Here is a 25,745-nt window from a genome sequence, read left to right as displayed (position 1 = left end):
CTTAGCAAGTCACTGCCAGACCAAACTGTTCCGTACCAGAAATCGTCCATCAAATTGAATTGGAACACCTTCACCATTTCGTTCTGCGTGAATGTGCAAGTGGGGCTCAGAAGTATTGCCTGAATTCCCGACATAACCCAGCAACTGACCTGTTTCAACCCCTTCGTTTTCTTGAACAGTCACACTCCCTTCCTGCATATGAGCTATAAGGACATTGACATCTTCTTTGTCACAACGGATCTGCACAAAATTTCCTTCTGGCTTCTCAGGATTGGCTTCAGGCGGTGTCAAGTCCGGCATATCGTTACGCGCTTCTATAATTGTTCCAGCGCACGGGCTGGACAACTTAGCGCCGTAAATGGCATATTTGTCAAGTTCTTCTGGATACATACCTGACGTGCGGATTCCGAGTTTATTTAACTGCACAACATCCAATGCATAGCGTTGTTCAGGATGAGCATTATGATAATTAATGCTCGTCGAAGCACCGCCATGTCCAACATAATACGTGCCATTTTTTAATGGGAACTCGAGCTCAACCGCTTCTTCATCAGGGGAATATCCCGAGAAAATCCCAATATGATAAGAACCGAATAAAAGTGCTAACGCAATGTAAAAAACAAACATCCCTTTATCTTTACCCGTATATTTCGCGGCGGGCATTGTCCTGATCCGACGCCAGCCCACATAAAGCACAACAATCAGAATCAAGGGCCAGAGATACCTGAGATAATAACTGGTCCAATCCCACCGTCCGGAGAAAAACACCCATGACGTATAAACTATAAGCATTATAGCCTGCAGCACCCAATCGAGTTTTCCTTTAAACTTGCCCATTAAAAGAGACACAACCAACACAGCTGGCAGAATCACTTGAAAAAATAGCAGCTGCACAATTGCAAATGTCAATTGACTCTCCTCCTTTCATTCATCGTATGCCTTATAATTTTCGTTTGTAATACAGAATGGCCACGCCGTGTACAATGAAAGTTATTAAGATTAACACCCAAATATAGGTGCGGTAACCTTCGTATGGCATACTGTCGGCAAAATCATTGTATACCGTCTCGATGAGCCATCCAATCGGTAAAATTGGAGAAGCTACGATATATGATTTGTTGGTAATCATTTGTCCCCGTTCATCTTTCCCTTCTGAACCCCATTGAAATTTAAAGATGACATACAAAGAGGCCAAGAAAAAAGGGACGAGTACCAAAAACGAAATCCCTTTAAATAATTCAACGGTCAATTCGGATCACCTTCCTTTTTCTCATACTGAAAAACATCATTTATGTCTACGTTAAACAGATGTGCCAATTCAAATGCGAGTTTCAGAGATGGATTGTATCGGTTATTTTCAATAGAAATAATCGTTTGCCGGCTTACTCCTACCCGTTCTGCGACTTCCTTTTGTGACCATTTCCGCTCTGCCCGCAGAACGGCAAGACGATTATATAATATTCCTGTTTCTTTCAAGGTTAAAGCCACCTCCCACCTTATGGTAATATATTTTTTACATTAAGTAAAGTATTTTTTACATAAAAGGTATTTGTGATGTAATAAATACGTTCACTAAGTTTAAATTCTGCCCTTCATTTAAGTGCTACGATCGTTATCATCAGCTTTCTTTTCATTGTAAGATATGTCATAATATAGGAATATACTGTCTTTTAGCAAAATCACTTTCTAGATTAAAGATGCTTTCGTATAGATTGTTGTTATTTATTAAAGCACAATATAAGTAAACTGCGAACTAACTAGTTAGATTTAATTTGGGATTTTATGACTGCCACTGGCAACCGCTCGGGGAAAACACTCCGCGTCCAGTGGGCGCTGATGAGCCTCCTCGCGCTGCTGAGCTGCACCCCTAATGTTGGACACCATATCCAACATTAGGAGGTATAAAAATGTCCAAGTTTACCAAAGTTTTTAAGTTACAAATAGCTAAAGACTATGTGGGCGGAAAGTTCAGTTACCGAGACCTGGCAAATAAACTCAACATTGATGAATCTGTGATTAGGTATTGGGTGTTGTTATTTCAACACCATGGTGATAAGGCATTTGATTTTCCCTATACAAACTATTCGAGAGCCTTTAAACTAAAGGTAATAGAATTCATTAATGAAACGCATTATTCCATTCGAGAGGCATCTGCCATTTTCCATATACCTGATCCTTCTATGGTTCGAAGGTGGAGGAAAAAGTGGGAGAAAAGTGGAGAAGATGCCCTTGAATCAAGAAAGGGGCCTTCTGTTATGAATTCTCGCACTCAAAAGAACAAGCAGGAACCTGAGAATCAATCAATAGAAGCTATGGAAAAAGAGCTCGAATACCTTCGTATGGAGAATGCTTATTTAAAAAAGTTGAGAGCCTTGGTTCAAGAAGACCAATCACCAACAAAACCAAAACAAAAGTAATACTTGAACTAAGGCATAAATTCCCGGTGAGTAAGCTTGTAAAGGTTGCAGGTATTAAAAGAAACACTTATTACTACAACGTCAATCTTTTAAAACAACCGGACCCTGATCGCAAGTGGAAAAGAAGAATTAATTTTATTTATCACCGACACAGAGGCCGTCTTGGCTACCGTCGCATAACAGATGTCCTTAAAGAAAAAGGCCATGAAATAAATGAAAAAAAAGTACTTCGGTTAATGAGAGAGCTCGGGATCCATTGTGTCGTCCGAATGAAAAAATACAAGTCGTATAAAGGCCCATCAGGCAAGGCAGCACCAAACGTTCTTGAGCGTAACTTCAAAGCAGAAAAGCCGAATCTAAAATGGGTTACTGATGTAACGGAATTCAGGCTGTTTGGCGAAAAACTGTACCTTTCACCTGTATTGGACCTGTTCAACGGGGAAATCATTACGTACACACTTCAAAACAGGCCTACGTTCGATCTGGTGGAAAAGATGTTAGATCAAGCCTTGGAACACAAAAAGGACAGCGACGAACTGTTAATTCATTCTGATCAGGGCTGGCATTATCGAATCCCCCGATATCGGAAAAAGCTCGAGCAACATAACATTACACAAAGCATGTCCCGCAAGGGGAACTGTTATGATAATGCCGTCATAGAAAACTTTTTTGGGATACTAAAATATGAATTCCTGTATTTAGAGGAATTTGACAGCATTGAGCACTTTAAAAAAGAACTGGAAGACTATATTTATTACTACAATCATTTAAGAATCAAATCAAGATTAAATCGAAAAACCCCAGTAGCTTATCGTAAGCTCTTTGAGTTAAATGCATAAAACCGAGTGTCCAATTTTATGGGTCCAGTGCACTGCGCGCTGTGGGGTCTCATCTAGGCTTTTGCTCCCACGGGAGTCTCCGTGTTTTCCCCGAGCTGAGTGAGAAGTGTCGACCTTCCTTCTCGCTTTCGTGGGTAGAACGGTTGAAAGTGTGAATCAGCATATAGGGATTGAAAAACATTAACGGAAATAAATCTCATAGTAAGCCAAGATTATCACTAATAAGGAACCTCACCTGTCAGTGGGCGGCCCAAGAAGTGTTCACGTTCATACCTGATTTCTTAAGTAGAACCGTCCAAGTCACTGAAAGAACATAAAGTGATTGGAGCGGAGGGAAGTCGACTCCTGCGGGAACAGCACGAGTCCGAAGACCCCGCAGAGGTGGTTTTCCTCGAGGAGGCTAAGGCCGTGCCCGCGGAAAGCGACTTCCCGCAGCGCAAATCACGATACTCTCATTGTGGTGGTTAGTTGCCAGAAGCAGTCATTCAAGTTTTCATTAGTTCGCAGTTTGTGTCGACTGTTCATTAGGTGTTTAACTATGAATCTGGCATTTTTCAGAAATGAAGTCTTACAATAAATTTTAGGATGTGTGATATGAATGTGGGAAAAAACATCCAGTCTTGAGTCAGACCATAAAAATGATTTGATGTTGTTTGCTTCTGGTATTCTCATTTTTATCGGTGGACTCACAGGTAAACCGCTGCTTTTCATGATCAGCGGGGTCTTTATTTTATATTATCTTTTAAACTACATATATGATAAAAACATCAGCGACAAACTTCTGCTCAAGAATGAACAAGAAGTCATCAGACTCTTCCCTGGAGATCAAAGCATTCTTTCTTTTACGTTCGAAAATAAATCCAGATATCCATATTTAAATGGAAAATTACGTTTTGATACGGGGAATGCCATTTCTATAGATACGGATGCAAACCAACCCGGCCAGAAAGAACATCAGCATATACTTCCATTAACCATGATCAGCAAAGGTAATACAGTACTTGAAGTTCCTATATCTGCTAAAAAGAGAGGATCCGTAAAAATAGTCAATATTGATTACCGTTTCCCTCACCTGTTTAAATTTCATCTCATTCAACTCTCTTATCTGCCATACTTTCAAAAAGAAATCATTGTTTATCCAAGGCCGTTAGTCATTCCTGGCCTAGATGATTATTTTCACACAGCCCCAGGTGAACAGCGTTTTTCAATGTCCCCTTTTGAAGATATTGAAAACCGGATTGGTACACGTGACTATCAATATGGCGATCCATTTCACCGTATCAATTGGAAAGCATCTGTTAAAGCACAGCAACTGCAAACACATACATATGAAAAGGTCATTGATGCCTCGCTCGTATTTATCATTAATCTGGAACCGCAAGAAAGCTGGAATACAATGGCATCAAGCAGTCAGACCGAGAAGAATCTTTCTTATGCCGCCTATTTGAGTCAGTTTGCAACAGAGCGGAAGTATCCTTTTGAGTTGTACCTGAACATAAGAAAATCCGGATCAACGCCATATGTACACTTGCCTGAAGGCGCTGGAATGTCTCATTATATGCGCAGTCTGGAATTGCTTGCGCGTGTCAATGAATACCCAATCACATTCCCAGCAGAGCAGATGATGTATCGAATTGGCCAGGCATTCAGCAGACCTAAAACCATGATCATAATCGGTCCGATCTCGGATAGAACAAAGCGAATATTGAATGAATGGAGCACATTTCATCGTGTCATTCATCTCTCAGAAGCGGCCGATCAAGCATTCCTTCGTCCTATAGGAAGGGGCAGTGCCTCTTGATCAAAAACAACTCTGTTCTTATAACATTAACAGCCCAGTTCCTGTCTGAAGGGATTCTTGTATTTCTGTTGTTCAGCCCTGTATTTTATTATTATTACGACTGGATACCTTATTGGTCCTATCTATTCGTGTTATTATTCATTGCATTTTTCTTTATGGTTCTTTCCCGTTTTACCAAGCAATTTTTTTGGTATATCGTTGCGGCCCCTTTTTTATGTGTTTTATACATATTGGCCGGACTTCCAATGGTACCAAGTGCTGCTTTTGCCGTTGTGCTGACATGGCGTTATAGCAAGCTCCGAGACGACGTTTATTTGGAAATCAGCATCAAATACTTTCAGTGGACTGCTGTTCTCGTCGCTGTCCTGACTTTTTCTTATAACAATTGGGAAGTCGTTGGTTTTCTTCTCCTGCAATTGTTCATCATTATATTTGGTCATATGGCCAGCAACGCCGCAATTGTTAGCAGAGATAAACGCAGTGCGTTGATTAAAAAGTTAGGTTTGATACTCAGCGGTATGATTCTTGTGGGCAGCACGGCCTTAGTACTGCTTAAGGTGTATGGAGTGAATGTTTTTCTTTTGTTCTGGAGCAGTGTCATTGTGCCAATATGGGACCTTGTTGTTACAGTTATCGCTTTTGTCGCGAGTCTGCCGATTTATTTATTCGAGTTGTTGAATATCGAGCCATCGGAGATTCAGGATTCTGAGGATGAGCAAGAAATGAATACCGGATCGAATGCCGATACTTTAAGGCACACCATAGATGACAACTCTTCAACTGACGCTTTTATCAGTTTTGTTTATATTCTGCTTGGAGCGATCCTCCTCGCGATATTGTTAATTTACGTTTATCGAACAATCAGGCGAAGGTTCATGACTGATGAAAGTGATACACAATCATCAGCGTTAGTTACATACACAGCAGAAAACGCTGGAAAGGACAAACAGAACGTATTTACCAAGTTGAACCGTTTCTTTAACCGACAGCCGAGTCACCCTGTTCGTAAAATGATTTTTCAGTTTGAACGAAAAGCAGAGAAAACTGGAAACGGACGCGAGCCTTCAGAAACACTACAAGAATGGTTTAAACGTGTCAGCTTGGATGTGGATGTTTCTGCATACGAGAAAGTGCGTTATGGAGAAGTTGATGTTTCAGAAACAGAAATCAAGCAGTTAAGAGAAGCGCTGAACGCGTGGGAATTTTAATGGGGGTTTAAAAATGGAAAATATACAGCTTGCAAAAGAGAAAATCAACCAAGTGATTTACGGAAAAGACAATGTCGTCGATCTATTCTTTATCGCCTTGCTCGCAGGCGGACATATACTTTTGGAAAGTGTGCCCGGGACTGGAAAGACAAAACTGGCAAAAAGTTTCGCAAAAGTCATGGACGGAAGTTTTAGTCGGGTACAATTCACACCTGATGTACTGCCAAGTGACGTAACGGGCATACGCTTTTTTAACCCAAAAGACCAACAATTTGAGCTTCGAGTTGGCCCGGTGATGACGAACGTTTTTTTGGCAGATGAAATAAACCGAGCTACTCCAAAGACACAATCAAGTCTGCTGGAGGTCATGGAAGAATTTCAAGCAACGGTGGACGGCGAGACAGTTTATATGCAGCCGCCTTTCATTGTGATAGCAACGCAGAATCCGGTGGAAAGCAATCATGGTACTTTCCCTTTGCCTGAAGCACAGCTGGACCGTTTTTTATTTAAAATAGACCTTGGGTACCCTGCCGCAGAAGAGGAAAAAAAGATTCTTACAGCTTATCGTCAAAACGATCCATATGACGAACTTGAAGCAACTCTGACTAAAGACGAAATCAATGACATGCAAAAACAGGTTAAAGCAGTCACTGTTTCAGATGTTGTTTCAGATTATCTGCTGGCACTTGTCCACCAGTCCCGTGAAAATCCTGATGTAGAATTGGGGATCAGCCCGCGCGGTATGCTTGGATTAATGCGGGCTGCTCAGGCCAAAGCATACTTGGAAGGCCGCAATTTTATAACGCCGGAAGATGTCAAAACGCTGGCGTCATATGTCTTCATTCACCGTCTCATTTTAACCATGGAAGCCTCGATTACAAAAACGCCCAATCAGGTCACTAATGAGATCATGAGACAAGTCCCGGTTCCAGTTGAGGGAAAAGTTTAAAAGTGAGACGCTCGCCTCTTCAACGTTGGCCGTTGTTCGCGTTTAGACGAGGTGCACTGAATAATTGCCCTTTCTGAAGCACATGGCTTAAGAAACTTGCAGCATCACCTTCAAATGTGAAAAAGCGCGCTTGGTTTTCCTGATCAAAGACGAGAAGGTACGGATTGTCTTCCGTTGAATATAAAATAACGACCTCATCGATTAATTCGTGAATCCATTGGTTATTGACCTCAACGGGTGGGTTCAATGGAACTCTGATCATGTATCCTTCATTGGGAAGCGGACTTACATCTCGGTACACATCTGTTAAGTGTTGTAAAAATGACCCCGCTTCCTGTTGCAGTTGTTTTGATGGAGAAGCTGTAAAGACAACTTTTCCCTGGACAGTGTCAAACACTTCGATATCTCTTGTCTCTGCAAATGTAGAGGATTGACTGAAGAAAATAAGGGCTAAAGCAGCTGAAGTTACTATGATAAGTTTTTGCATAACTATCACCTCATGAGTTAGTATCCCCACATGTGATTATGCATACAAAAAGCTTTGAAGATATTGGTGTACCGGACGGGATATCGGCGTTCACGATAATATATCAGCGCTCATGACAATATATCAGCGATCACGATAATATATCAGCGATCATGACAATATATCGGCGATCACAGCAATATATCAGCGCTCACAACAATATATCGGCGATCAGGACAAGATATCGGCGATCACGATAATATATCAGCGCTCATGACAATATATCGGCGATCACAGCAATATATCAGCGATCACAGCAATATATCAGCGATCACAGCAATATATCAGCGATCAAGACAAGATATCGGCGATCACGGCAAAATATCAGCGCTCACGACAAGATATCAGCGCTCGGACCAAGATATCAGCGCTCAAGACAAGATATCGGCGCTCGGGCCAATATATCGGCGCTCAGAACAATATATCAACGCTCGGGCCAATATATCGGCGCTCAGAACAATATATCAACGCTCAAGCCAAAATATCAGCGCTCGGACCAATATATCAGCGCTCAGAGCAATATATCAGCGCTCAAGCCAAGATATCAGCGCTCGGGCCAATATATCGGCGCTCGGACCAATATATCGCCGCTCAGAACAATATATCAACGCTCAAGCCAAGATATCAGCGCTCACGCTTCTCATCGTCCCCATCAAAAAAGAGCCTTCTCACGAAGGACTCTTTTTACATTTGCTGTAGGCGCTCAATGCGACTTTCGATTGTGGGGTGTGTTGCAAACCAGCTGCCGCGTTTCTTGCGTTTCTTTTTTAAAGGCACATCGATGTACATGGCCGCAGTCGCACTGTCGGCATGTTCAACATCTCGGGGATCACCACTGATTTTCTTTAAAGCGTTGATCATCCCGACAGGATTACGTGTTAGTTCAACAGCAGTTGCATCCGCCAGATATTCGCGATTCCTGGAGACGGCTAGCTGAACAAATTGGGCAGCGAGCGGGGCCAGAATCACCAATACGAGCGCAACGATCATCAGGATTGGGTTCTGTTTCTGATTGCCGCGGCTGCGTCCTCCGCCAAAGAGAAGCATGCGCGATCCAAAATGGGCAAGCATTGCAACCACGCCTACCAGAGCGATACAGATCGTCATCAGTCGAATGTCGTAATTACGAATATGCCCGATTTCATGCGCCGCAACACCAGCGAGTTCTTCTCGGTTTAACTTATCCAATAAGCCGGTTGTAAAAGCGACAGCCCCTTTCTCAGGTTTAATGCCTGTCGCAAAAGCGTTTGGAGAAGGATCATCCATCACATACACTTTAGGCATTGGGATTCGAGCTGCGATTGACAGTTCCTCAACGACATTAAACAGCTCAGGGTAATCTTTTTTCTGAACCTCGCGGGCTTTAGCCATGCTGAGAACTTGAGAGCTGGCAGATAAATACGTGATTGGAACATATATCGCTAAGATAATGACCGTAATAATCAGTCCTGTTAGCGGATCATTGCCAAACAGATATCCAATCGCCCAACCAATTACAAGGACCAATACGGTAAACAGAGTGACTAGAAAAACCGTTTTTCGTTTATTGTTTAAAATCTGTTTATAGAGCATAGGCGGCCTCCGTTAGAAACTCACATCTGGCACTTCTCGTTCTTCTTCTGGAATCGTGAGCTGGTCCTCCCGATTAAAGTTGAACATGCCGGCAATGATGTTGGTCGGAAACGATTCCCGCTTAATGTTATAGTCGGCTACTGTTTTATTGTACAACTGACGAGAATATGCCACTTTGTTTTCCGTTGTTGTCAACTCTTCCTGCAGGTTGAGGAAATTCTGATTGGCTTTCAAGTCTGGATAAGACTCCGACAAGGCAAAAATGGACTTTAAAGTACCCTGAATTTCGTTGTCTGCGTCAATTCGCTCCTGAGGTGTCCCGCTGACAAGCTGATTCCGGGCTTGAATAACTTTTTCCAATGTTTCTTTCTCATGCGTTGCATACCCTTTTACTGTGTTGACCAGATTTGGAATCAGGTCATGACGGCGTTTCAACTGAACATCGATCTGACTCCATGCCTCCTGTACCCAATTGCGGTACTTCACAAGGCTGTTGTACGTTGTCATCAGAAGGATCGCAGCAATCACGACCACAGCAATAATAATTATGATCGTCCACATAATTTCGTCTCCCTTTCTCAAGTAAAATATATGATCTATTATAGCATATACGGTTCAGCCTGCTTTAATGTTTCATATTCGCTGTTTAATGGTGCTTTGCTGTGTTAAAATAACGGGAAATGAAGTAAGAAGGAGGGTCTGAAGTGATTGTACGTGAACGCCCTGATGCTTTTGTCATGATTGAACAACATCACCATGCCCGTATATCCCGTGACGTAATTAAACATTGGAGCGGGAAGGCACTAGAGGATGAGCGTGATAAAGATTCAGTGCTCTATGCTATAGAACAGCATGATCGCGCCTGGATTCCCTTTGACAAGGCGCCCCTATGGAACGATTTTAAACAAGCCCCATACACGTTTACTAATTTCCCTGATCCGATTAAGACGGTCATGTATAAAAATGGCATAGATCAAGTTGAAGCACATGACCGTTACGCTGCCTTGCTTTGTAGCGAACATTATGTCCGTTTTATGGAAGAAAACACTTTGCAAGAAGCAAAGGAATTTGTTTCAAGCGAAAAAAATCGGCAGAACCGTGTTATAAGAGACATCGACGGGTTTGATTCAAATAAGTTCGCCATGCATTATGAACTTTTAAAGCTGGCAGATAACCTTTCACTATATATTTGCCTAAATGAACCGGGCGTCCCGAAAGAGAAAGAACATCCATTCTTTCGTGAAGGCATACCTATAGGTCCTGCATTAGGAACCAGACGCCTAAATCTAAAATGGGCCGATGCTCATACCATTCATATGGAGCCGTTCCCTTTCAGAGAACATATAGACGTCCAACTAAACGAAACCCTTGTCATTAAAAGAAACATTCATGAACTTGGCTTAATAAATGCTTCAAAGAATGCTGAAGTAAATACACGCGCCATTACCATTACAGCTTCAAATTAAAACAGAAGCAGACATACTAAAACCGGCACACTTATGATGTGCCGGTTTTGTATAACCTTATACTTCCGCTCCAGATTGTTCAACGTTCGGACGATTGTCTTCATTGATGAACATGCTGGCAATTGTACCAATTACGAGAAGGCCTGCTGCAAAGTAGAAGCCTGCATTCAATGTACCAGTCACGTCTGTCAAGAAACCAGTGATATATGGAGCCAAGATGGAACCACACATACCGATGAAGTTGTATACACCAAATGCTGTGCTGTAAGCATGCTTCGGCGCGTTGTCAGCAACAACCGCAACAAGGACTGGGTTTGTACTGATCTTACCGAAAATACCGTAACCAATCAAGGCAATATACAGAACAGTCATGCTTTCGAATGCAACGATCGAAATGATTGCCAAAATGGAAAGCGGCAGCATAAACATTAGAACTGGACGGCGTTTACCCATTTTGTCAGCTATCCAGCTGAATAGGATTGAACCTGGAATAGCAGCCCATGGGACCAAGGATGATACAAAGGCCACTGATCCGCCGGTGATACCGCGTGCGTGCTCCAAGTAGTATGGGAGCCATGTAATGATTACAAAGAAACCATAGATGGCACTGAAAATGGTAATATAAGCCATAATTAAGTTCCTGTTCTTGAACAAGTCACCAAGCTTTAGTTTGTTATCGGCTACTTTAGCAGCTTCTCTTTCTTCTTTTGAAACAGGTTTGTCTTTAATAACAATCCACATTGCAATACCGATTAGAATAACGACGACACCAATGATGTAAAATGGTGTTCTCCAGTCCATACCCCACACGTCAACTGTGTAAGTCGAAATGTAGTAACCAATTGAGGTACCAAATGCCATACCACTGTTAATGATGGCACTTCCGAGTGTGATACGCTTAGTCGGAATTGCTTCAGAGGACAGACCATACTGAGGACCGTAATAGAACCCTGGAAAATACCAACCATCAGCCACGTAGCCATAAATAAGAAGAACGTCGGCATCATACCTGTAATGATTGCGAAAGCACCAAACAAGATTACACCGGGAACGAGAATGCGCTTCTTACCAAACTTATCCCCCAGAATACCTGATGGAACGTTGAGTCCCGCATAACCCAGGAAGAAAATACTCATAATCAAACCGAGTTGCGAGTTGGACAATCCAAAGTCAACTTGGATATTATCCATAATCGGGTTTAGGATTGTACGTGTTGCATAAAGTGCAATCCAGCCGAATGTAAAGACGATGACAGCTTTGACCCAATAAGGTACAAGACCTTTTGTTTCGTGTGATACGTTTTGTTCTGCCATTATGATTCCTCCTACTCAAATGTTGTTTATAGCAGAGATAATTAAATGATTTCTAACCTCATCCAAAGCATACGATATTGTGCATTGCATACGAATAAAATAGAAAATGTTTACATTACAAAAACATTAAAATCACTAACGAATTTGGCTCTAAAATACAGGGCTTTGTTTAATATGCACAAAAAATAGACAGTCATTCATCCAAATTGCAGAATGAATGACTGCCCGTTAATTTCACATTTACAAGCTTTTAAGCATATATCCGAGTCCCGGATAAGTTACAACATATTCTTGTTTATCGTTTAGATTTTCTTTGATTTTTCGCCGTATGCGTGCAATCGCAACACGGAGATATTCTACATCATCCCGGTACTGGGCACCCCATACTTTTGTAAGCAATGTTTCATGTTGCACAACCTTATCCAGATTGATTGCCAGAATTTCCAAAAGGGACAATTCTGTGTGTGTGAGTTTAAACTCCTGATCATTGATCCAGCAGCGCTTACTGCCTATATCAATGGAAAGTTCTCCTGTTTTAATCACCTGGGTCTCCGCGGGCTGCTGCTCTGTTAAATTCGGCTGGCTTCTGCGCAGAACCGCATTCACTCTGGCAAACAGCTCCTCAAGAGAAAACGGCTTCGTCAAATAATCATCTGCACCCAGATTTAACCCTTGAACCTTATCCTGGGGATTACTTCTGGCGGTGAGCATAACAACTGGGACATTCGTGAATTTACGTAATTCTTCTAGAACATAAAAACCGTCATAGCCTGGCATCATAATATCTAAAAGTACCAGATCCGGAGAAACAAGATCAAACTTTTCCAGTAATTCTTCGCCAGAGCTCGCAGTAGACACTTCATAATTGATGGATCTGAGATTGGCTGAAATAAACCGGAGTATCTTTGGTTCATCGTCAACGACATAAATTTTTTGTTTCAAATTAGGTCTCCTCCTTTACAGGGAAATAAAGCTTAAACGTGCTACCCTCGCCAAGAACACTGTCCACCTCAATACTGCCTTCGTGTGCTTCCATAATGCCCTGACAAATGGCTAAGCCAAGCCCTGTACCACCAGTTCTTCTTGTGGCTGTCGCATCTACCTGGTAAAAACGGTTGAATATCTTTTGAATGTCATCCTGTGATATACCTATTCCATTGTCCTGAACAGAAACAATAACGTTCTCGTCATTCCCGGATAATGTAATATCAATCTTCTTCCAAGTCTCATCATTGTATCGTAGTGCGTTGGTAAACAAATTAATTAAAACCTGCTGCACTCTAATTTTATCTGCATAGAAATAGGGTTTATCACCAAGTTTGTTTGTAAAGTTAAACTCGGCGTCTTCCTGCAGAACATCAGGCACCTGTGCAATTGATTCCTCAATCACATGATCAGCTCGAACTATGTTTGGAACAATATACATCGCTCCTGACTCGATTTTCGATATATCCATCCAATCACTCACAAGATGCTGAATACGATCAATGTCTTCGTGAACACCTTCCAAAAGCTCCTGCTGAAATTCAGGTTCCCATTCTACCTCAGATCGAAGCAACGTTTCTACACTGCCTTTTATATTGGTTATCGGTGTCTTGAACTCGTGTGAGGTCAGTGAAATCAAGTTGTTTTTTAACGTGTCGATTTCCTCTTCTTTTGTGATGTCTCTAAGCAAGAGTCCTTCACCGATCTGTTCTTCATCTGAGATCACTGAAAACTTATGCAGCATATAGTATTTAACTTTTCCGGATGGAAGCACTTTTTCAAGCTTCAAGGCATCATCACCGTTATCAAAGAAAGCATTCAATTGATCTTCACTCACATCAAAAGAGGCTATAAAGCGTTCGTATACATCGTTTATATGAAGAATCCCTGTCTTATAATGGTTCGTGCCATTGACTTCTTTTTGGAAGAATTCATTAACATAATCGACCATCCGATCATTGTTCAAAAGCATGATTCCCTCAGACATGCTCTCTAACACGGCTTCCAGTTCCGCATGTTTATTGCGAAAACGCTCAAATAACAGTTTGTTTTGCAGCATAATTGAGAGTGAACTGGCAAACGTCTGCAAGAATTCTTTATCATCTGCTGTAATCAATTGGTCATTATGCAGATCGACAATCAGAAACCCTGTCTGGTTGGAGGTAATATGAATTGGTTCAATATATTGTTGCTCTTTGCGCATATCATCATTTAGATAACGGTCCATGCTCTGTTTTGTCTGGATGCTTTCATTCGTAACTGCATAGCCTTGAAATAAAATATGAATGGAATAATTCATAAAAGGTTCGATTTGGCGCAAACAATGTTGAATGAAATGGGTGATATCTTTTTCGGTAGATACTGAGGTAATCAGTTTATTGACAGCTCTCAGTTCCATGTTTTTACTTCTCAAATCTGCCGTCCGATCTTGGACGCGCGATTCGAGTTCAGAGTTAAGGTGAATTAATTCCTGACGGTTTTTTTCAACTTCATGAATCATTTTGTTGAAATGCAGAGATAACTCTTCCATCTCTTTCGGGCCCTCGATGCGTTTTGTCACAAACGTTTTTTCTTTATAAGCTCTCGTATAATCTTTAATATATTCAAGCAGATTTCGCAAAGACTTTTCCAGTCTTTCTGAAAGCACAAAGCTGATGCCGATCATAAAGACAGCTGTAATAAGTATAAAAATAATGATCGTCATAATTGCATGTGTGTAGGTGTTTGAAATGACCGATGCTGGCTTACCAACCCAGACCGTCCAGCCATTAAATGCGTCAATTTTTTCGTAAGTGATATATTCCTTCTGCTGGGCACCATTTGGTGTAAAATATTCTCCGCCGGCACCGCCGTACTGCCCGCGGATATACTTAACTATGGGGTCATCACTCATATTGACTAATTCTGTTTGTGGATCTATTTCAGGATGCACCACAACATTATTGTTTTGGTCCAGAACGACCGCATAGCCTTCCTTTCCAAAACTGCGATTCTTAATGTGCTCTTCAAGCGCTGTTAAATCAAGCGCCCCTAAGATATATCCTTCCATATTCTCCTGGTCATCCAACAATGGAGAGGCCAAAGTTACGAGCATTTTATCAGTGCCGCCTCTCCCTATAAAGGCAGAGGATATGACCGTATCTTTTTGTTGCACCAGTTCTTTATAATACTGTCGATCACTGAAGTCTTGATTGCGCACTTCTGCACCATCCTCAGATACTTCAGGATAAAAGACAAGAGATTTGCCATCTTGATCTCCAACATACAAATTGACAAAGCCTGGATAATTGTTTTTGATGGATTGAAGCTGCTCCCGCACGATATCATAGTTGCGGTCTTTCAGGTTTCTTTTTATATCTGGAATCTTGGTTTCAATCGCTTTTTGATATTCTTGCACATAGGAAATGATATAGTCTTCCAGAAATTGAGTCGTTTGGGCCTGGCTCTTCTGATTTTCATCAATTAAGGAAGACAATTGATAGATTTGAAAGGCGCCTAAAAATAAAATACTGACAAGAGAGACTGTTAAAAATGAATATATGAGTTCTTTTCTGAATGAGCGTGAACGTTTCTTTTTCTCCATCAAATCACCTTCTTTCTCGCACGTGTCGAATGGTGTCTTATTTCAGTATAAATGACTTTTTTCATATGTCTATAGTAAACATAAAAATGGTATCAGTCTCCGGTTTACACGGAGTACTGATACCATTTTCGAAAATCTGATTTCTATTTGTTACCCAACGATATGCGTGCCGGATTTGCCTTCCATAGCTTCATCCGCTTTACCAAGTGAACAAATAATGGCACGACCGCCAGTTTCTGCAAAGTTAATAGCCGCTTCCATTTTAGGTCCCATGCTGCCTGCTGAGAATTGTCCTTCAGCTACATATTTCTTAGCTTCTTCAAGTGTGATCTCAGTCAAAGCTTTTTGATCTGGCTTACCATAGTTGACATAAACGTTCTCAACGTCCGTGAGAATCATGAATGTGTCAGCTTTAGCTTCTTCTGCCAATTTGAAACCGCTGCGGTCTTTATCAATAACAGCTTCAATACCTTTAAATGTGCCATCTTCCTGTTTCACGACAGGTACGCCGCCGCCACCTGCTGCAATAACGATTGTGCCTGCATCTGTGAGTGATTTAATGACCTCTGAATTGTGAATGGTTTTTGGCTCAGGAGAGGCCACAACACGGCGCCAGCCGCGACCAGCATCTTCTTTCACGATCCAGCCTTTTTCCTCTGCAAGTTGCTTGGCTTCTTCTTCTGAATAGAAAACACCAATTGGCTTAGAAGGATCTTGGAAATCAGGGTCATCTTTAGAGACCTCTGTTTGTGTCAAAAGACCAACAACTGACCGGTTCTCTCCCAGCTTCAGCAATTCGCTTTTTAGCGTCTGTTCCATCATATAGCCGATGAATCCTTGTGATTCCGCACTGCATACATCAAGCGGTAAAGCAGGAACGACATGTTTGGCCTCTTCGTTCTGACGCAGGATGTTACCGACTTGCGGTCCATTTCCGTGTGTAATGACAACACTGTGACCATTCTTAATGATTTGTGCAATGATCTCTGTGCTTTGACGTACGTTTTCCAACTGATTTTCATAAGTGGCTTCTTGTTTTGGCTGTAAGATGGCATTGCCACCCAGTGCAATTACGACTTTATCTCCCATTCATTGTCCTCCTCAATGCCAACATGCCCAACAGCATGCCAAATGACGTATCAACTCCTGAGCTGTGGCCCATTGGCAGTAAATTTAATATATGATCTTCTAGTTCTTCAGGATTTTCCAGAGTGAGATCCTCTGCTATCTGAACGACGGCAGAGCTGAATTCACCTTTCAGGGCGTATCGCAAATACTCTTTACCAACGTCTGTTGTAATCGTCTCATGATATACGAGCGCTTTTACACCCTCGACAAACGCATCACTTAATGCACCTGTTATTGTGTGGAGGGCGAGAAGACCCACAACATGATCATCTCCTGACGGGGTTAAACCTTTCCCTCTCCCCAGAAAATATCGAAGTGTCGATTCGATATGACGGGGATCGTCGGAAACAGCAGCATCCATCAGATCATATACCCGTCTGACTGATTCCTGTTCTAAATGAATTTCACCAACATAGTCTAGCATAAATTGTTCAACGTCAAGCCCAAGTCCAGTCGGTTCATCATTACTGATCAGAACAGTCAAGAAAGCATCTAGATGCTGAGTGACGATTTCAGTTTTCTCTGGTTGCTGCTTCAATTTATTCATGAACGATCGACCCTTTGAAAGCGTAATGGTGATGCCGTGCTGCTTAAACTCTAATGTCTGTTTAACATGATCCCAATATACCTGATCATTCTCCCTGATGAGAGATACCAGTATATGGACATCGCTTGTTTGTAGATGGAGTCCAAATGGAAGCTGTCCATTTTTATCTGTACCCATAAAAAACAAACCTTCGCCCATTTGGATATTCAGACCATTTGCAAAGACACTATGCACAAAACCTTCAGGACGCTCTGAAAAGGAAAGAGGAATATGTTCGTTATATTCCTCCACCTTAAATAAATCTTTATGGGGAATGCTCAAATTAGATCAGACCCAGTTTTTTAGCATATGCTTCAAGTGCCTTTTCAAAGCACTCTTTTGGCGCACGAACAGTACCTGCACCAACCTGGCCGAGTCCTGCCTTCTTATGAGCAATACCAGTGTTGATGATTGGTTCAATACCGGTTTCAACAACTTTACGTGCATCAATGCCGAGGCATGTGCCCTGGAAATCCCAAGTTGGAATTGTAAAGTTACTGTTTTGGTCAACACAGATTTCAGTCATTTCATTACTTGTAGAAAGGGCATCCTGGAAGCCGCCCGCACCAACAAAGCGCGTAACGCCTGGAGCTGCGATCATGGCAAAGCCGCCGACACCAAATGTTTCTGTAATGGCACTGTCACCAATGTCCGAATTGGCGTCGTCCTGGGAATAGCCAGTGAAGAACAGGCCCTGTGGCGTGTTAACTGGTGCGGTGAACCATTCGTCACCCATACCGCTGATGCGAATACCGAAGTCTTTACCGTTACGGCACATTGCTGTAACAACAGTACCTTCTTCAATCTGTCTTGCGCCGTCAAACACAGCTTTACCTGTAGCCATCATGACGTTCAAGAAGAACTGGTCTGTATCAGCAAGGAACTGAATGACTTCATGACGTTCTTTCTCGTCCATATCAACCTGTACAATATATGGGCTGATTTCTTTAAGGAAGATCAGTGATGCTGCAATATTACGCTGGTGGAACTCATCGCCCATTGTAATTGCTTTAGCAATCATAACGTTCAAGTTAAGGCCATCTTCAGTCAGTTTCAATGCTTTTGCAATGGTTGGTCCAAGTACGTCCTGCATCCATTTCAAACGATTGACAACTTCATCTGAATAAGCACCAAAACGAAGTACTTTACCAATGCCCTCGTTCATAATGCAATAAGCTTCATTGCCTGTAGTGCGATTTTCTACGACAAACACTGGCATATTAGGTGAAGTAATACCACCCATAGGACCAACTGCTTTTACATGGTGGCATGGTATGAATGTAACTTCTCCACCTGCAAGCATTTTTTCAGCTTCCTCTGCTGTTTCAGCCCAGCCTTCATATAAAGAAGCACCAATACATGAGCCTTGCATAGGACCTGTCATGTCATCCCATTTGATAGGTGGTCCGGCATGGAGCAGAACTTTTCCTTCGTTAAATTCTTTTATTTTGGATTTAGCAGGAACAACGTCTACCAAAAAAGGAGCAGACCCAACAATTTGATCAATAACGGCTTTGTTTGCTTCATCTACTGAATTGTATTTCATTGTATATCCTCCTTGTTAATTTGCGGCCAGTAAACTCTTGTCCGCAATCATAAATTGGGGCCAACCAGACAAAAAGAGGGGGGCGTCTGGTTGGCGGAATCTTTCTCGGATATCAGTCTATTTGAGCAAGCTCAAAATTTTACGCATTTTTTCATTGCCGCCAGCAATTGGGCGCCAGTCGTATTGGACAACTTGTGCATTGTTATTGACAAGTGCATCTGTAAAGCTCTTCAGACCAACGTTAATGACAGATGGACGGTCATTAACAAATGACTGAATCTGCTCAGACACGCTTAGGTCTTTATTAGTAGCAGGAGCATCCACGTGCGCTTTCTTCACATCGTCAACTTCTAGACCGACGATGGAAAGGGCTGTGCGGACAGCTTCGTTATTGTTGTCTTTAACGATGATGCCGGCTTCACGCAGGCGCTTGATATGACCTTGATAGTCCTGTGGATCGTTTGTTGTGCCACATACAGATGCAACAACATACAATTCACGGCCTTCTGATTTGGCATGTGCAACACCTTTTTCAATTGCAGGTAAGAGCGCACTGGCCATATCTTCGTGTGAACCATAGCCAAGGACAAAATCAAGTACAATGACTGCTGTTTTTTCGTCCTGGGCTGCCTGTTCGATAAACTTAGCACGTGTCTCAGGATCAATCATCGGATGTGGTTTGCCTTGTGTATATTTGTCATCACCAAGGTCAACAACCTCATGGCCTTCTTTCTTAAACACATAGCCTTCTTCGTTCGTAATCTGTGTGCCAAGGCCAAGTGCATCTGAGAGAAGTACAGCTGTTTCGGACGCAAGTGTACCGCCTGAGAATAGGCCTTTTACAGCGTTCTGTCCTTCTTTGAGAGAGACACCCTCAACACTGTAGTCACCAGCGTTATAGTCTTCTTTAATGTCATTGCCTTTCAGCAAGTCGACGGCGATGTGAGCTGTTTCAGCAAGCGTATATGCCTGATAGACATTGCCTTCGTGCTGTTCAGGCTTCTCACCTAAGAAAATTGTTACAACAGGTTTTGACACACTGTGCAGCAATTCGACAACTTCATCACGAACTTCCTTAGCTGGTGGCTTGGAAATAATGGCAATCACGTCTGTTTGTGAGTGATTTTCAAGGGCTTTGATACCGTCCATCATTGTGATGGCACCAACTGGATCCTTGAGGTCACGTCCGCCTGTACCGATGGCATGGCTGACACCTTCGCCCATACGGTCAATAATGGATGACACTTCCTGAATACCTGTTCCGGAAGCACCAACAATACCTATGCGTCCTTTATCAACAACGTTGGCAAAGGCCATTGGGATACCGTCAATAATCCCAGTACCACAGTCAGGGCCCATTACGAGCAAACCTTTTTCATGAGCCTTTTTCTTAAGAGCTACTTCATCTTCCATAGGAACGTTGTCACTGAACATGAATACATGCAGTCCGCGATCAAGTGCTGCATGCCCTTCTTCAGCTGCATATTGACCAGGTACGGAAATGAGTGCCATGTTTGCGTTAGGCAGTGTTTTTTCGGCCTTGTCCCATGTACGTACAGTTTCGAAGCTTTGCTGTCCGCCACTGATGGACTGGTCTTTCAAATACTGTTCAGCTCTTTCTACCACTTCATCGACTTTCTCTTTGCTCTCTGCATCGACCACAATGGCCATGTCATTTGATTCTGCGCCTTCAAGCTCCTCAGTGTGTAGACCGGCGCCTTTGAAAATATCTTTGTTGGCAGGTGTAGCCATCATAACTTGAACTTTGTTAACACCCTCTACTGCGGACAATTCATTCGTCAACAGCATCAAGTTAATGGAATCCTGATATGAATTCTTCTTGATTATTGTATGAATCATGTTCATCCTCACCTCATCATTGTATTTGGTTTCTTTAAACCAGTTGAAACTAATGGGTTATTCCTGACAAAATTGTTTACAGTACTATTGTACCGGACAGACCATTAAATTCGAATAAAATTGAAAGTGGTTCCATTAAAAAAACATTAAAACCCATATATTAGAAGCGATTTACATCACCCCTTTTACTTCATGTTTTACACGGTACTTGTCCCACTTAAACATATTTTCCAATATGAGTGACAGTATTGTTCCCATGAGCAGCCCGTTTGAAAGTAGCGGTCTGACATACCCCGGCAAAGATTCAAATGCAACTGCTGGCAATGTCATCAGAATAAGACCAACAAACAGCGGAATGCCAACCCGATAAAGGTTAAGTGTGTTAATGTTGACACTTTTGAACCATTCCCAAGAGGAACCAAAAAGCTGAACATAAGAGATAAACAGGACCGCGCTCCCGATACTAAGTGGAAGCAGCGTAAAAAAGTATCCGACAGACGGAATCGCGCCCATCACAAAAAACATAACCCCACCGAAGATAAACGGCATTCGCTTTACGACGCCAGTTTGCTGTAAAAAACCGATGGATGACACAAATGGTGAAAATGGGACAAGCCCTAGTATGCCAGAAAAGACGCCAAATGTTCCTGTAATCACAAATGAATTACGATAATCTTTGCGAGTCGGCTCCTGGCCTTTATATAAAAAGTTACTCCCTTTAATCGACCCGTACTGCTTGGAGAGATTTAATATGCCGGTAATAACGGCTGTAATGATGATACCAATGTTCCATGCCGGTGCGCCTAGTGGAAACAGATGCAGTTCAATCGCTCCAGTTGCACCGCCCAATTGACTTTCCGGATCAAATAGCAAAGCAAACAACGGCCACCCGACAACGATGCCAATCAGCATAGAATATTTGGCAACTTTATTTGGTGCCTTAATGGTTAGAATGAGAACAAATATCGCCACCAAAAAAGATAAGCCTGCAACACTCAAATCTATCGTCTCAGATCCTGTTGCTCCGGAGATGCCGAGCATTCCTTCAAAGAAGTTAATGCATAAAGCCACTCCAAATAAGAACATAAAAACACCCATGACACTCGGATTAAAGAGTTTTTCCAAGTAATATCCGATTCCTGTTACGCCGACTAAAACCGTGAGAATACCTGAAATGATAATTCCGACTGTGAGACTGCCTCCTACGACTTCCAATGGAACCCCTTGGGCAGCGGAAATAGAAGTTAGAGCCAATATGACACCCCACCATAGACCTGATGGACCGGACATAATGGCCCGCTTATGTCCAAATACCGCCTGCAGCACACAGGCAATCCCGCCGAGCATAAACGAGAACTGCATGATACTCACAACTTCTCCTTGGGACAAACCATATGCCGCACCAATTGTGATTGGTACAACGACTGTGTTTACAAAAATGTACATGAGCCATTGTAAACCGCCTAGCCAATTGCTTGAATCCAATAATTCCTTTTTCATCCTGATGTCCCCCTCTTCGTTGAATGGATTGTGGCAAGCGTTTTCAAATAAATTCTGCCAGATAGATCAGCAGCTCGCGTGGCATCTAAAAAGAACCTTTATTATTGTTAGCTTCTTCTTCGTGGTCATACATATAACAAGGTTTTCTCTTAGCTTTATGTGAATTCAATCACATACAAAACATCACATCATATTCTTCAGGTGAGATCCCATTAATGATTGCTATCTAAAAAAGAGACTAAACCTAGCAGATGAACCTTTGCTGCGATCATCTTTTACACCTTTAATTATACGTGAAATAGATGATTTCGTCATTGTTCAAAGTGGCCAAATAACACTTTGAATATTGGTCACTTTTGATGTATAATAGAATAGAATATATTTATCTGCATCAACATATCAATTGTCATTTTCATCTATGAAAAGGAGCTGCCCTAGAATGAAAACATTAAATGACTTATTCATCTTGGAGGGTATGAAAGAATGTGATGTCCTTGCAGGTCACCGAGGTTTGAATAGAAATGTTCAATTTGTCAATATATCTGACACGCCGGATGTCATTCATTTTCTGGATGAGCACCATCTGTTGCTCTCCACATGCTATGCTTTTCAAAATGACCCACAGAAAATGTGTGACCTTATCCAACAAATGCACGATATGAACTGCTCCGGGCTGATTATCAAAGTGAATCGTTTTCTTAAGCAACTGCCTGAAGAAGTGAAATTGCTGGCTGATGATCTTGCCTTCCCGATCATCGATTTGCCAACAGCACGGACGTTAGGCGATCTATCTCGCCATATCTTGAACTATTTAAACGATCACGAATCTGAACAGCTCTATTATGCTTTGCACGTTCAAAAGGAATTTTCCGATATGATGCTTAAAGAATACACCACCAATGCTCTCGTTGAGCACTTAGGACACTTTCTTGTCAGACCGACTCTGTTGTTAAATCATCGGGGTGAGACGATTGCAAAAAGCCATCATTTTCGGCCCAAAGAAATGCTTGAACTGCAAGAAAAAATGATAGGTATGATTCAATCCAACCTATCTGCTGCCCGCGCTGGCCAGACATTTACGTTTAAAGAGGACGAACATCCGCCGTTTACAACCTTTCCGATTCAAACAAAACGGCGTTATTCCAGCATTCTTGTTATTCTTGACTCCCTGACACTTCCGTATCCATCCTCACAGATGGCTATTGAACAAGCTGGGAATGTGATTTCATTTACTTTGATAAAAGAGCAGGCAATTAATGAAAATGCACGCCTTCTGAAGAATAATTTTTTTGCAGACCTGATTGAAAAGCGGATTCATTCCGAAGAGGAGATCATCAGCCGTGCAAATTATTATGGTCTTCAAGAGAATCTGCATAGTGTCTGTATGATCTGTACCGTTGACAAAGATACAAAAAGCTACGAAACACTGCAGCTATATGAAAAGAAAATTGGTGAATTGCACAACTATATTTATGATCAGCTCGAAGATGAAATTGCACATAGCAACATATCGGCGACCTTATTCACAAAAGAAACCTATTTCGTTATGATCCTGCAATTCCCCCGATATACAGACAAAGAGATAGCACTCGTGGAGAATTTCGCCAAGACCATTCAAACCAACATGGATCAGACGCATACAATTTCATTTGGAATCAGCTATCCTTTTCATCCGCTATCAAATATGTCAAGTGCCTATCATGAAGCTGCAGAAGCCATTTCATATGGTCAAAATATGCATATGAAAGAGTTTATCTATTTTTATAAAGCAAAAGAAATTAAAGAATTGCTTGCCACCATCCCGAAACAAGACTTAAAGGCGCTTTATTCAAGTACGCTGAAAGACTTAGCATATCCCAAAACAAAAGAAGACCAGGAATTGTTAAAAACTGTTGAGGTCTATCTGAATTGTCAATGTGAAATATCAGAAGCTTCACGAAAACTGTATGTACACCGAAACACCGTTAAATATCGCATTAAAAAGGTTGAGGAACTATTGAATTGCACACTTCACGACCCTGTCAACTCCCTGCGCATCAGAGTTGCACTCGTCATTGGAAATATATTATCAGATGAGCAACATGAAGAAGAAACAATTGTCTAATCGATCCAAGCAGAAACGCCTTGATCACCTCCGAGAAGCATAAGCAAAAATGTGTCGTGGCAGTCTTCATCCAGAAACGTTCTTGCTTATGACTCGAGGAGAGGCGCTGAAGCTCCAAATGGCCACTGACTATGGTCATGAACAGCTTAGATATATCATAACTCCCTTAGCACCAAAAAAGGCCCTTGTACAAGGGCCTTTTTTGGATTAGCTCCATTGAATCATCTGAGCAATGACCAGTGAAACAATTGATATTAACGCAAATATGACGAAAAGCGGCAGGAAAAACCTGAGCCATTTTTGATATGGAACGCCTGCTATGGTAAGGGCAGCCATAAAGTATCCTGAAGTTGGGTACAAGATATGTGCAAATCCGTCACCAAGCTGGAAGGCTAAAACCGCTGTCTGCCTTGTTACCCCAATTAAGTCGGATAATGGGGCCATGATTGGCATGGTAACAAGCGCTTGCCCGCTGCCTGATGGAATAAAAAAGTTAATAATCAACTGAATGAAATACATTCCACCCGCTCCCAGTACTGGAGGAAGCTCATTCACTGCTGAGCCAAGACTGTAAACAATGGTATCCATGATATGACCGTCTTCCATTACAACTGCCACAGCACGGGCAATGCCCACAATGATCGCACCTACAAGCACGTCTCGAAATCCCTGGTTAAACCCTTCAGAAATCTCTTTCGTATTTAAACCGGCGATCAAGCCGACCACAATACCCATGAAGATGAACAAGCCGGACATTTCAATCATAAACCAGCCGCGCCCAATAACGCCATACACCAATATTCCAAAAAATATCAACGTCGTAATTGCAGCGTATTTTTGACGCGTGGTCATGTGTTTTTCTTCCACTTCTCCCTGGTCACGATACATCTTTCTTTTTTCTTGGTCATCTTCATAGACAAGACTCCGCGTGTCATCATCTTTAACCTTTTTAGCGTAACGCAAAATATAAGCAATTGCAGCAGAGACGACAACAATAAAGATAATCAGTCTAAAGCCAAGTCCTGAAAATACGGGCAGGCCAGACACTTTTTGCGCAAGTCCTGTGTTAATCGGATTGAGTACGCCTGCAGCAAAACCAATTACCGTCCCACAAAGCGCAATTGCCGCCGCAACAATCGAGTCATACCCCAAGGCAATCATCAGTGGCATAATTACTGGAATATACACAAGCGATAATTCTGGCGTTCCAATCAGCGTTGCAACGGTTGCAAACACAGTAATGAGAATTGGAATCAGCAAAAAGCTTCTCCCGGAAAACTTTCGCGCCAGTTTATCGACCACGATTTCTATGATCCCTGTATGGCGAAGTACCATAAACATTCCGCCAATAATAAACGTAAA

General features: G+C 42.1%; 21 protein-coding genes and 1 pseudogene. 7 read left to right on the top strand and 15 right to left on the bottom strand.

Going from position 1 to position 25,745, the window contains the following annotated elements:
* Nucleotides 1-9: 9 nt before the first annotated feature.
* Genes JNUCC1_RS09900 through JNUCC1_RS09890 form a run of 3 tightly spaced genes read right to left on the bottom strand, consistent with a single transcriptional unit; the run spans nt 10 to nt 1,476 of the window.
* A complete protein-coding gene (locus JNUCC1_RS09900; protein ID WP_156645252.1) occupies nt 10-909 on the bottom strand; it encodes a M23 family metallopeptidase in 900 nt (299 codons plus the stop codon).
* A gap of 31 nt (nt 910-940) precedes the next feature.
* Nucleotides 941-1,249, bottom strand: a complete 309-nt coding sequence (locus tag JNUCC1_RS09895; protein ID WP_156645251.1) for a hypothetical protein — start codon at nt 1,247-1,249, stop codon at nt 941-943.
* Nucleotides 1,246-1,476: a helix-turn-helix transcriptional regulator gene (locus JNUCC1_RS09890; protein ID WP_156645250.1), complete on the bottom strand. Its 231-nt coding sequence runs from the start codon at nt 1,474-1,476 to the stop codon at nt 1,246-1,248. The genes JNUCC1_RS09895 and JNUCC1_RS09890 overlap by 4 nt, the downstream gene beginning before the upstream one ends.
* A gap of 431 nt (nt 1,477-1,907) precedes the next feature.
* Between JNUCC1_RS09890 and JNUCC1_RS09885 the strand changes: the two genes are divergently transcribed.
* From JNUCC1_RS09885 to JNUCC1_RS09870, 4 genes are all read left to right on the top strand, one after another.
* Nucleotides 1,908-3,256, top strand: a protein-coding gene (locus JNUCC1_RS09885) for an IS3 family transposase (protein ID WP_442915443.1) whose coding sequence is annotated in 2 segments (ribosomal slippage) — nt 1,908-2,370 and nt 2,370-3,256 — 1,350 coding nt in all. Because the reading frame shifts where the segments join, the coding sequence is not laid out codon by codon here.
* 598 nt (nt 3,257-3,854) lie between these two features.
* A complete protein-coding gene (locus JNUCC1_RS09880) occupies nt 3,855-5,057 on the top strand; it encodes a DUF58 domain-containing protein (protein ID WP_156645249.1) in 1,203 nt (400 codons plus the stop codon).
* The gene (locus tag JNUCC1_RS09875; RefSeq protein WP_197431692.1) at nt 5,054-6,265 is read left to right on the top strand and encodes a DUF4129 domain-containing protein; all 1,212 of its coding nucleotides are present in this window, start codon (nt 5,054-5,056) and stop codon (nt 6,263-6,265) included. Before JNUCC1_RS09880 ends, JNUCC1_RS09875 begins: the two co-directional genes overlap by 4 nt.
* A gap of 13 nt (nt 6,266-6,278) precedes the next feature.
* Complete coding sequence (locus JNUCC1_RS09870; RefSeq protein WP_156645247.1) at nt 6,279-7,214, top strand: AAA family ATPase; 936 nt, start codon at nt 6,279-6,281, stop codon at nt 7,212-7,214.
* A 19-nt stretch (nt 7,215-7,233) separates the two neighbouring features.
* Here the strand turns inward: JNUCC1_RS09870 and JNUCC1_RS09865 are convergent, their stop codons facing one another.
* Entirely contained in the window at nt 7,234-7,701 is a 468-nt protein-coding gene (locus tag JNUCC1_RS09865) for a hypothetical protein (RefSeq protein ID WP_156645246.1), read from the bottom strand.
* Nucleotides 7,702-7,953: 252 nt separating this feature from the next.
* Here JNUCC1_RS09865 and JNUCC1_RS09860 point away from each other — a divergent pair, with 252 nt between their 5' ends.
* Complete coding sequence (locus tag JNUCC1_RS09860; RefSeq protein WP_156645245.1) at nt 7,954-8,439, top strand: hypothetical protein; 486 nt, start codon at nt 7,954-7,956, stop codon at nt 8,437-8,439.
* Here the strand turns inward: JNUCC1_RS09860 and htpX are convergent.
* Together htpX and JNUCC1_RS09850 are read right to left on the bottom strand one after the other, a co-directional pair.
* Nucleotides 8,425-9,312 (bottom strand): zinc metalloprotease HtpX, encoded by an 888-nt coding sequence (htpX, locus tag JNUCC1_RS09855; RefSeq protein ID WP_156645244.1) that lies wholly within the window; start codon nt 9,310-9,312, stop codon nt 8,425-8,427. The genes JNUCC1_RS09860 and htpX overlap by 15 nt on opposite strands.
* 12 nt (nt 9,313-9,324) lie before the next feature.
* Nucleotides 9,325-9,873 carry a LemA family protein gene (locus JNUCC1_RS09850; RefSeq protein WP_156645243.1) on the bottom strand — a complete coding sequence of 183 codons (549 nt, stop codon included), beginning with the start codon at nt 9,871-9,873 and terminating at the stop codon, nt 9,325-9,327.
* A gap of 143 nt (nt 9,874-10,016) precedes the next feature.
* On the opposite strand from JNUCC1_RS09850, the gene JNUCC1_RS09845 reads away from it, so the two are divergent.
* Nucleotides 10,017-10,778: a DUF3891 family protein gene (locus JNUCC1_RS09845; protein ID WP_156645242.1), complete on the top strand. Its 762-nt coding sequence runs from the start codon at nt 10,017-10,019 to the stop codon at nt 10,776-10,778.
* Between the two features lie 57 nt (nt 10,779-10,835).
* Here the strand turns inward: JNUCC1_RS09845 and JNUCC1_RS09840 are convergent.
* From JNUCC1_RS09840 to JNUCC1_RS09805, 8 genes and pseudogenes are all read right to left on the bottom strand, one after another.
* Nucleotides 10,836-12,091, bottom strand: a pseudogene (locus JNUCC1_RS09840) (MFS transporter).
* Nucleotides 12,092-12,331: 240 nt separating this feature from the next.
* The gene (locus tag JNUCC1_RS09835) at nt 12,332-13,033 is read right to left on the bottom strand and encodes a response regulator transcription factor (protein WP_156645241.1); all 702 of its coding nucleotides are present in this window, start codon (nt 13,031-13,033) and stop codon (nt 12,332-12,334) included.
* Between the two features lies 1 nt (nt 13,034).
* Nucleotides 13,035-15,659: an ATP-binding protein gene (locus tag JNUCC1_RS09830; RefSeq protein ID WP_156645240.1), complete on the bottom strand. Its 2,625-nt coding sequence runs from the start codon at nt 15,657-15,659 to the stop codon at nt 13,035-13,037.
* 150 nt (nt 15,660-15,809) lie between these two features.
* On the bottom strand, nt 15,810-16,748 hold the full coding sequence (arcC, locus tag JNUCC1_RS09825) for a carbamate kinase (protein ID WP_156645239.1): 939 nt from the start codon (nt 16,746-16,748) through the stop codon (nt 15,810-15,812).
* A complete protein-coding gene (locus JNUCC1_RS09820) occupies nt 16,738-17,511 on the bottom strand; it encodes a DUF2877 domain-containing protein (RefSeq protein ID WP_231784110.1) in 774 nt (257 codons plus the stop codon). Before JNUCC1_RS09820 ends, arcC begins: the two co-directional genes overlap by 11 nt.
* Nucleotides 17,512-17,656: 145 nt before the next feature.
* Complete coding sequence (locus tag JNUCC1_RS09815; RefSeq protein WP_156645237.1) at nt 17,657-18,919, bottom strand: DUF1116 domain-containing protein; 1,263 nt, start codon at nt 18,917-18,919, stop codon at nt 17,657-17,659.
* 117 nt (nt 18,920-19,036) lie between these two features.
* On the bottom strand, nt 19,037-20,779 hold the full coding sequence (gene fdrA / locus JNUCC1_RS09810) for an acyl-CoA synthetase FdrA (RefSeq protein ID WP_156645236.1): 1,743 nt from the start codon (nt 20,777-20,779) through the stop codon (nt 19,037-19,039).
* A gap of 171 nt (nt 20,780-20,950) precedes the next feature.
* Nucleotides 20,951-22,279 carry a uracil/xanthine transporter gene (locus JNUCC1_RS09805; protein WP_156645235.1) on the bottom strand — a complete coding sequence of 443 codons (1,329 nt, stop codon included), beginning with the start codon at nt 22,277-22,279 and terminating at the stop codon, nt 20,951-20,953.
* Nucleotides 22,280-22,718: 439 nt separating this feature from the next.
* Here JNUCC1_RS09805 and JNUCC1_RS09800 point away from each other — a divergent pair, with 439 nt between their 5' ends.
* Complete coding sequence (locus JNUCC1_RS09800; protein ID WP_197431690.1) at nt 22,719-24,383, top strand: PucR family transcriptional regulator; 1,665 nt, start codon at nt 22,719-22,721, stop codon at nt 24,381-24,383.
* Between the two features lie 207 nt (nt 24,384-24,590).
* On the opposite strand, the gene JNUCC1_RS09795 is transcribed toward JNUCC1_RS09800, so the two are convergent.
* Nucleotides 24,591-25,724 carry a YfcC family protein gene (locus tag JNUCC1_RS09795; protein WP_331713697.1) on the bottom strand — a complete coding sequence of 378 codons (1,134 nt, stop codon included), beginning with the start codon at nt 25,722-25,724 and terminating at the stop codon, nt 24,591-24,593.
* Nucleotides 25,725-25,745: the final 21 nt, after the last annotated feature.

It is taken from the genome of Lentibacillus sp. JNUCC-1 (assembly GCF_009741735.1).
In the GTDB taxonomy this organism is placed as follows: domain Bacteria; phylum Bacillota; class Bacilli; order Bacillales; family Amphibacillaceae; genus Lentibacillus_B.
Note: the sequence above shows the minus strand (reverse complement) of the source record. Positions and strands in the feature narration are given on the sequence as shown.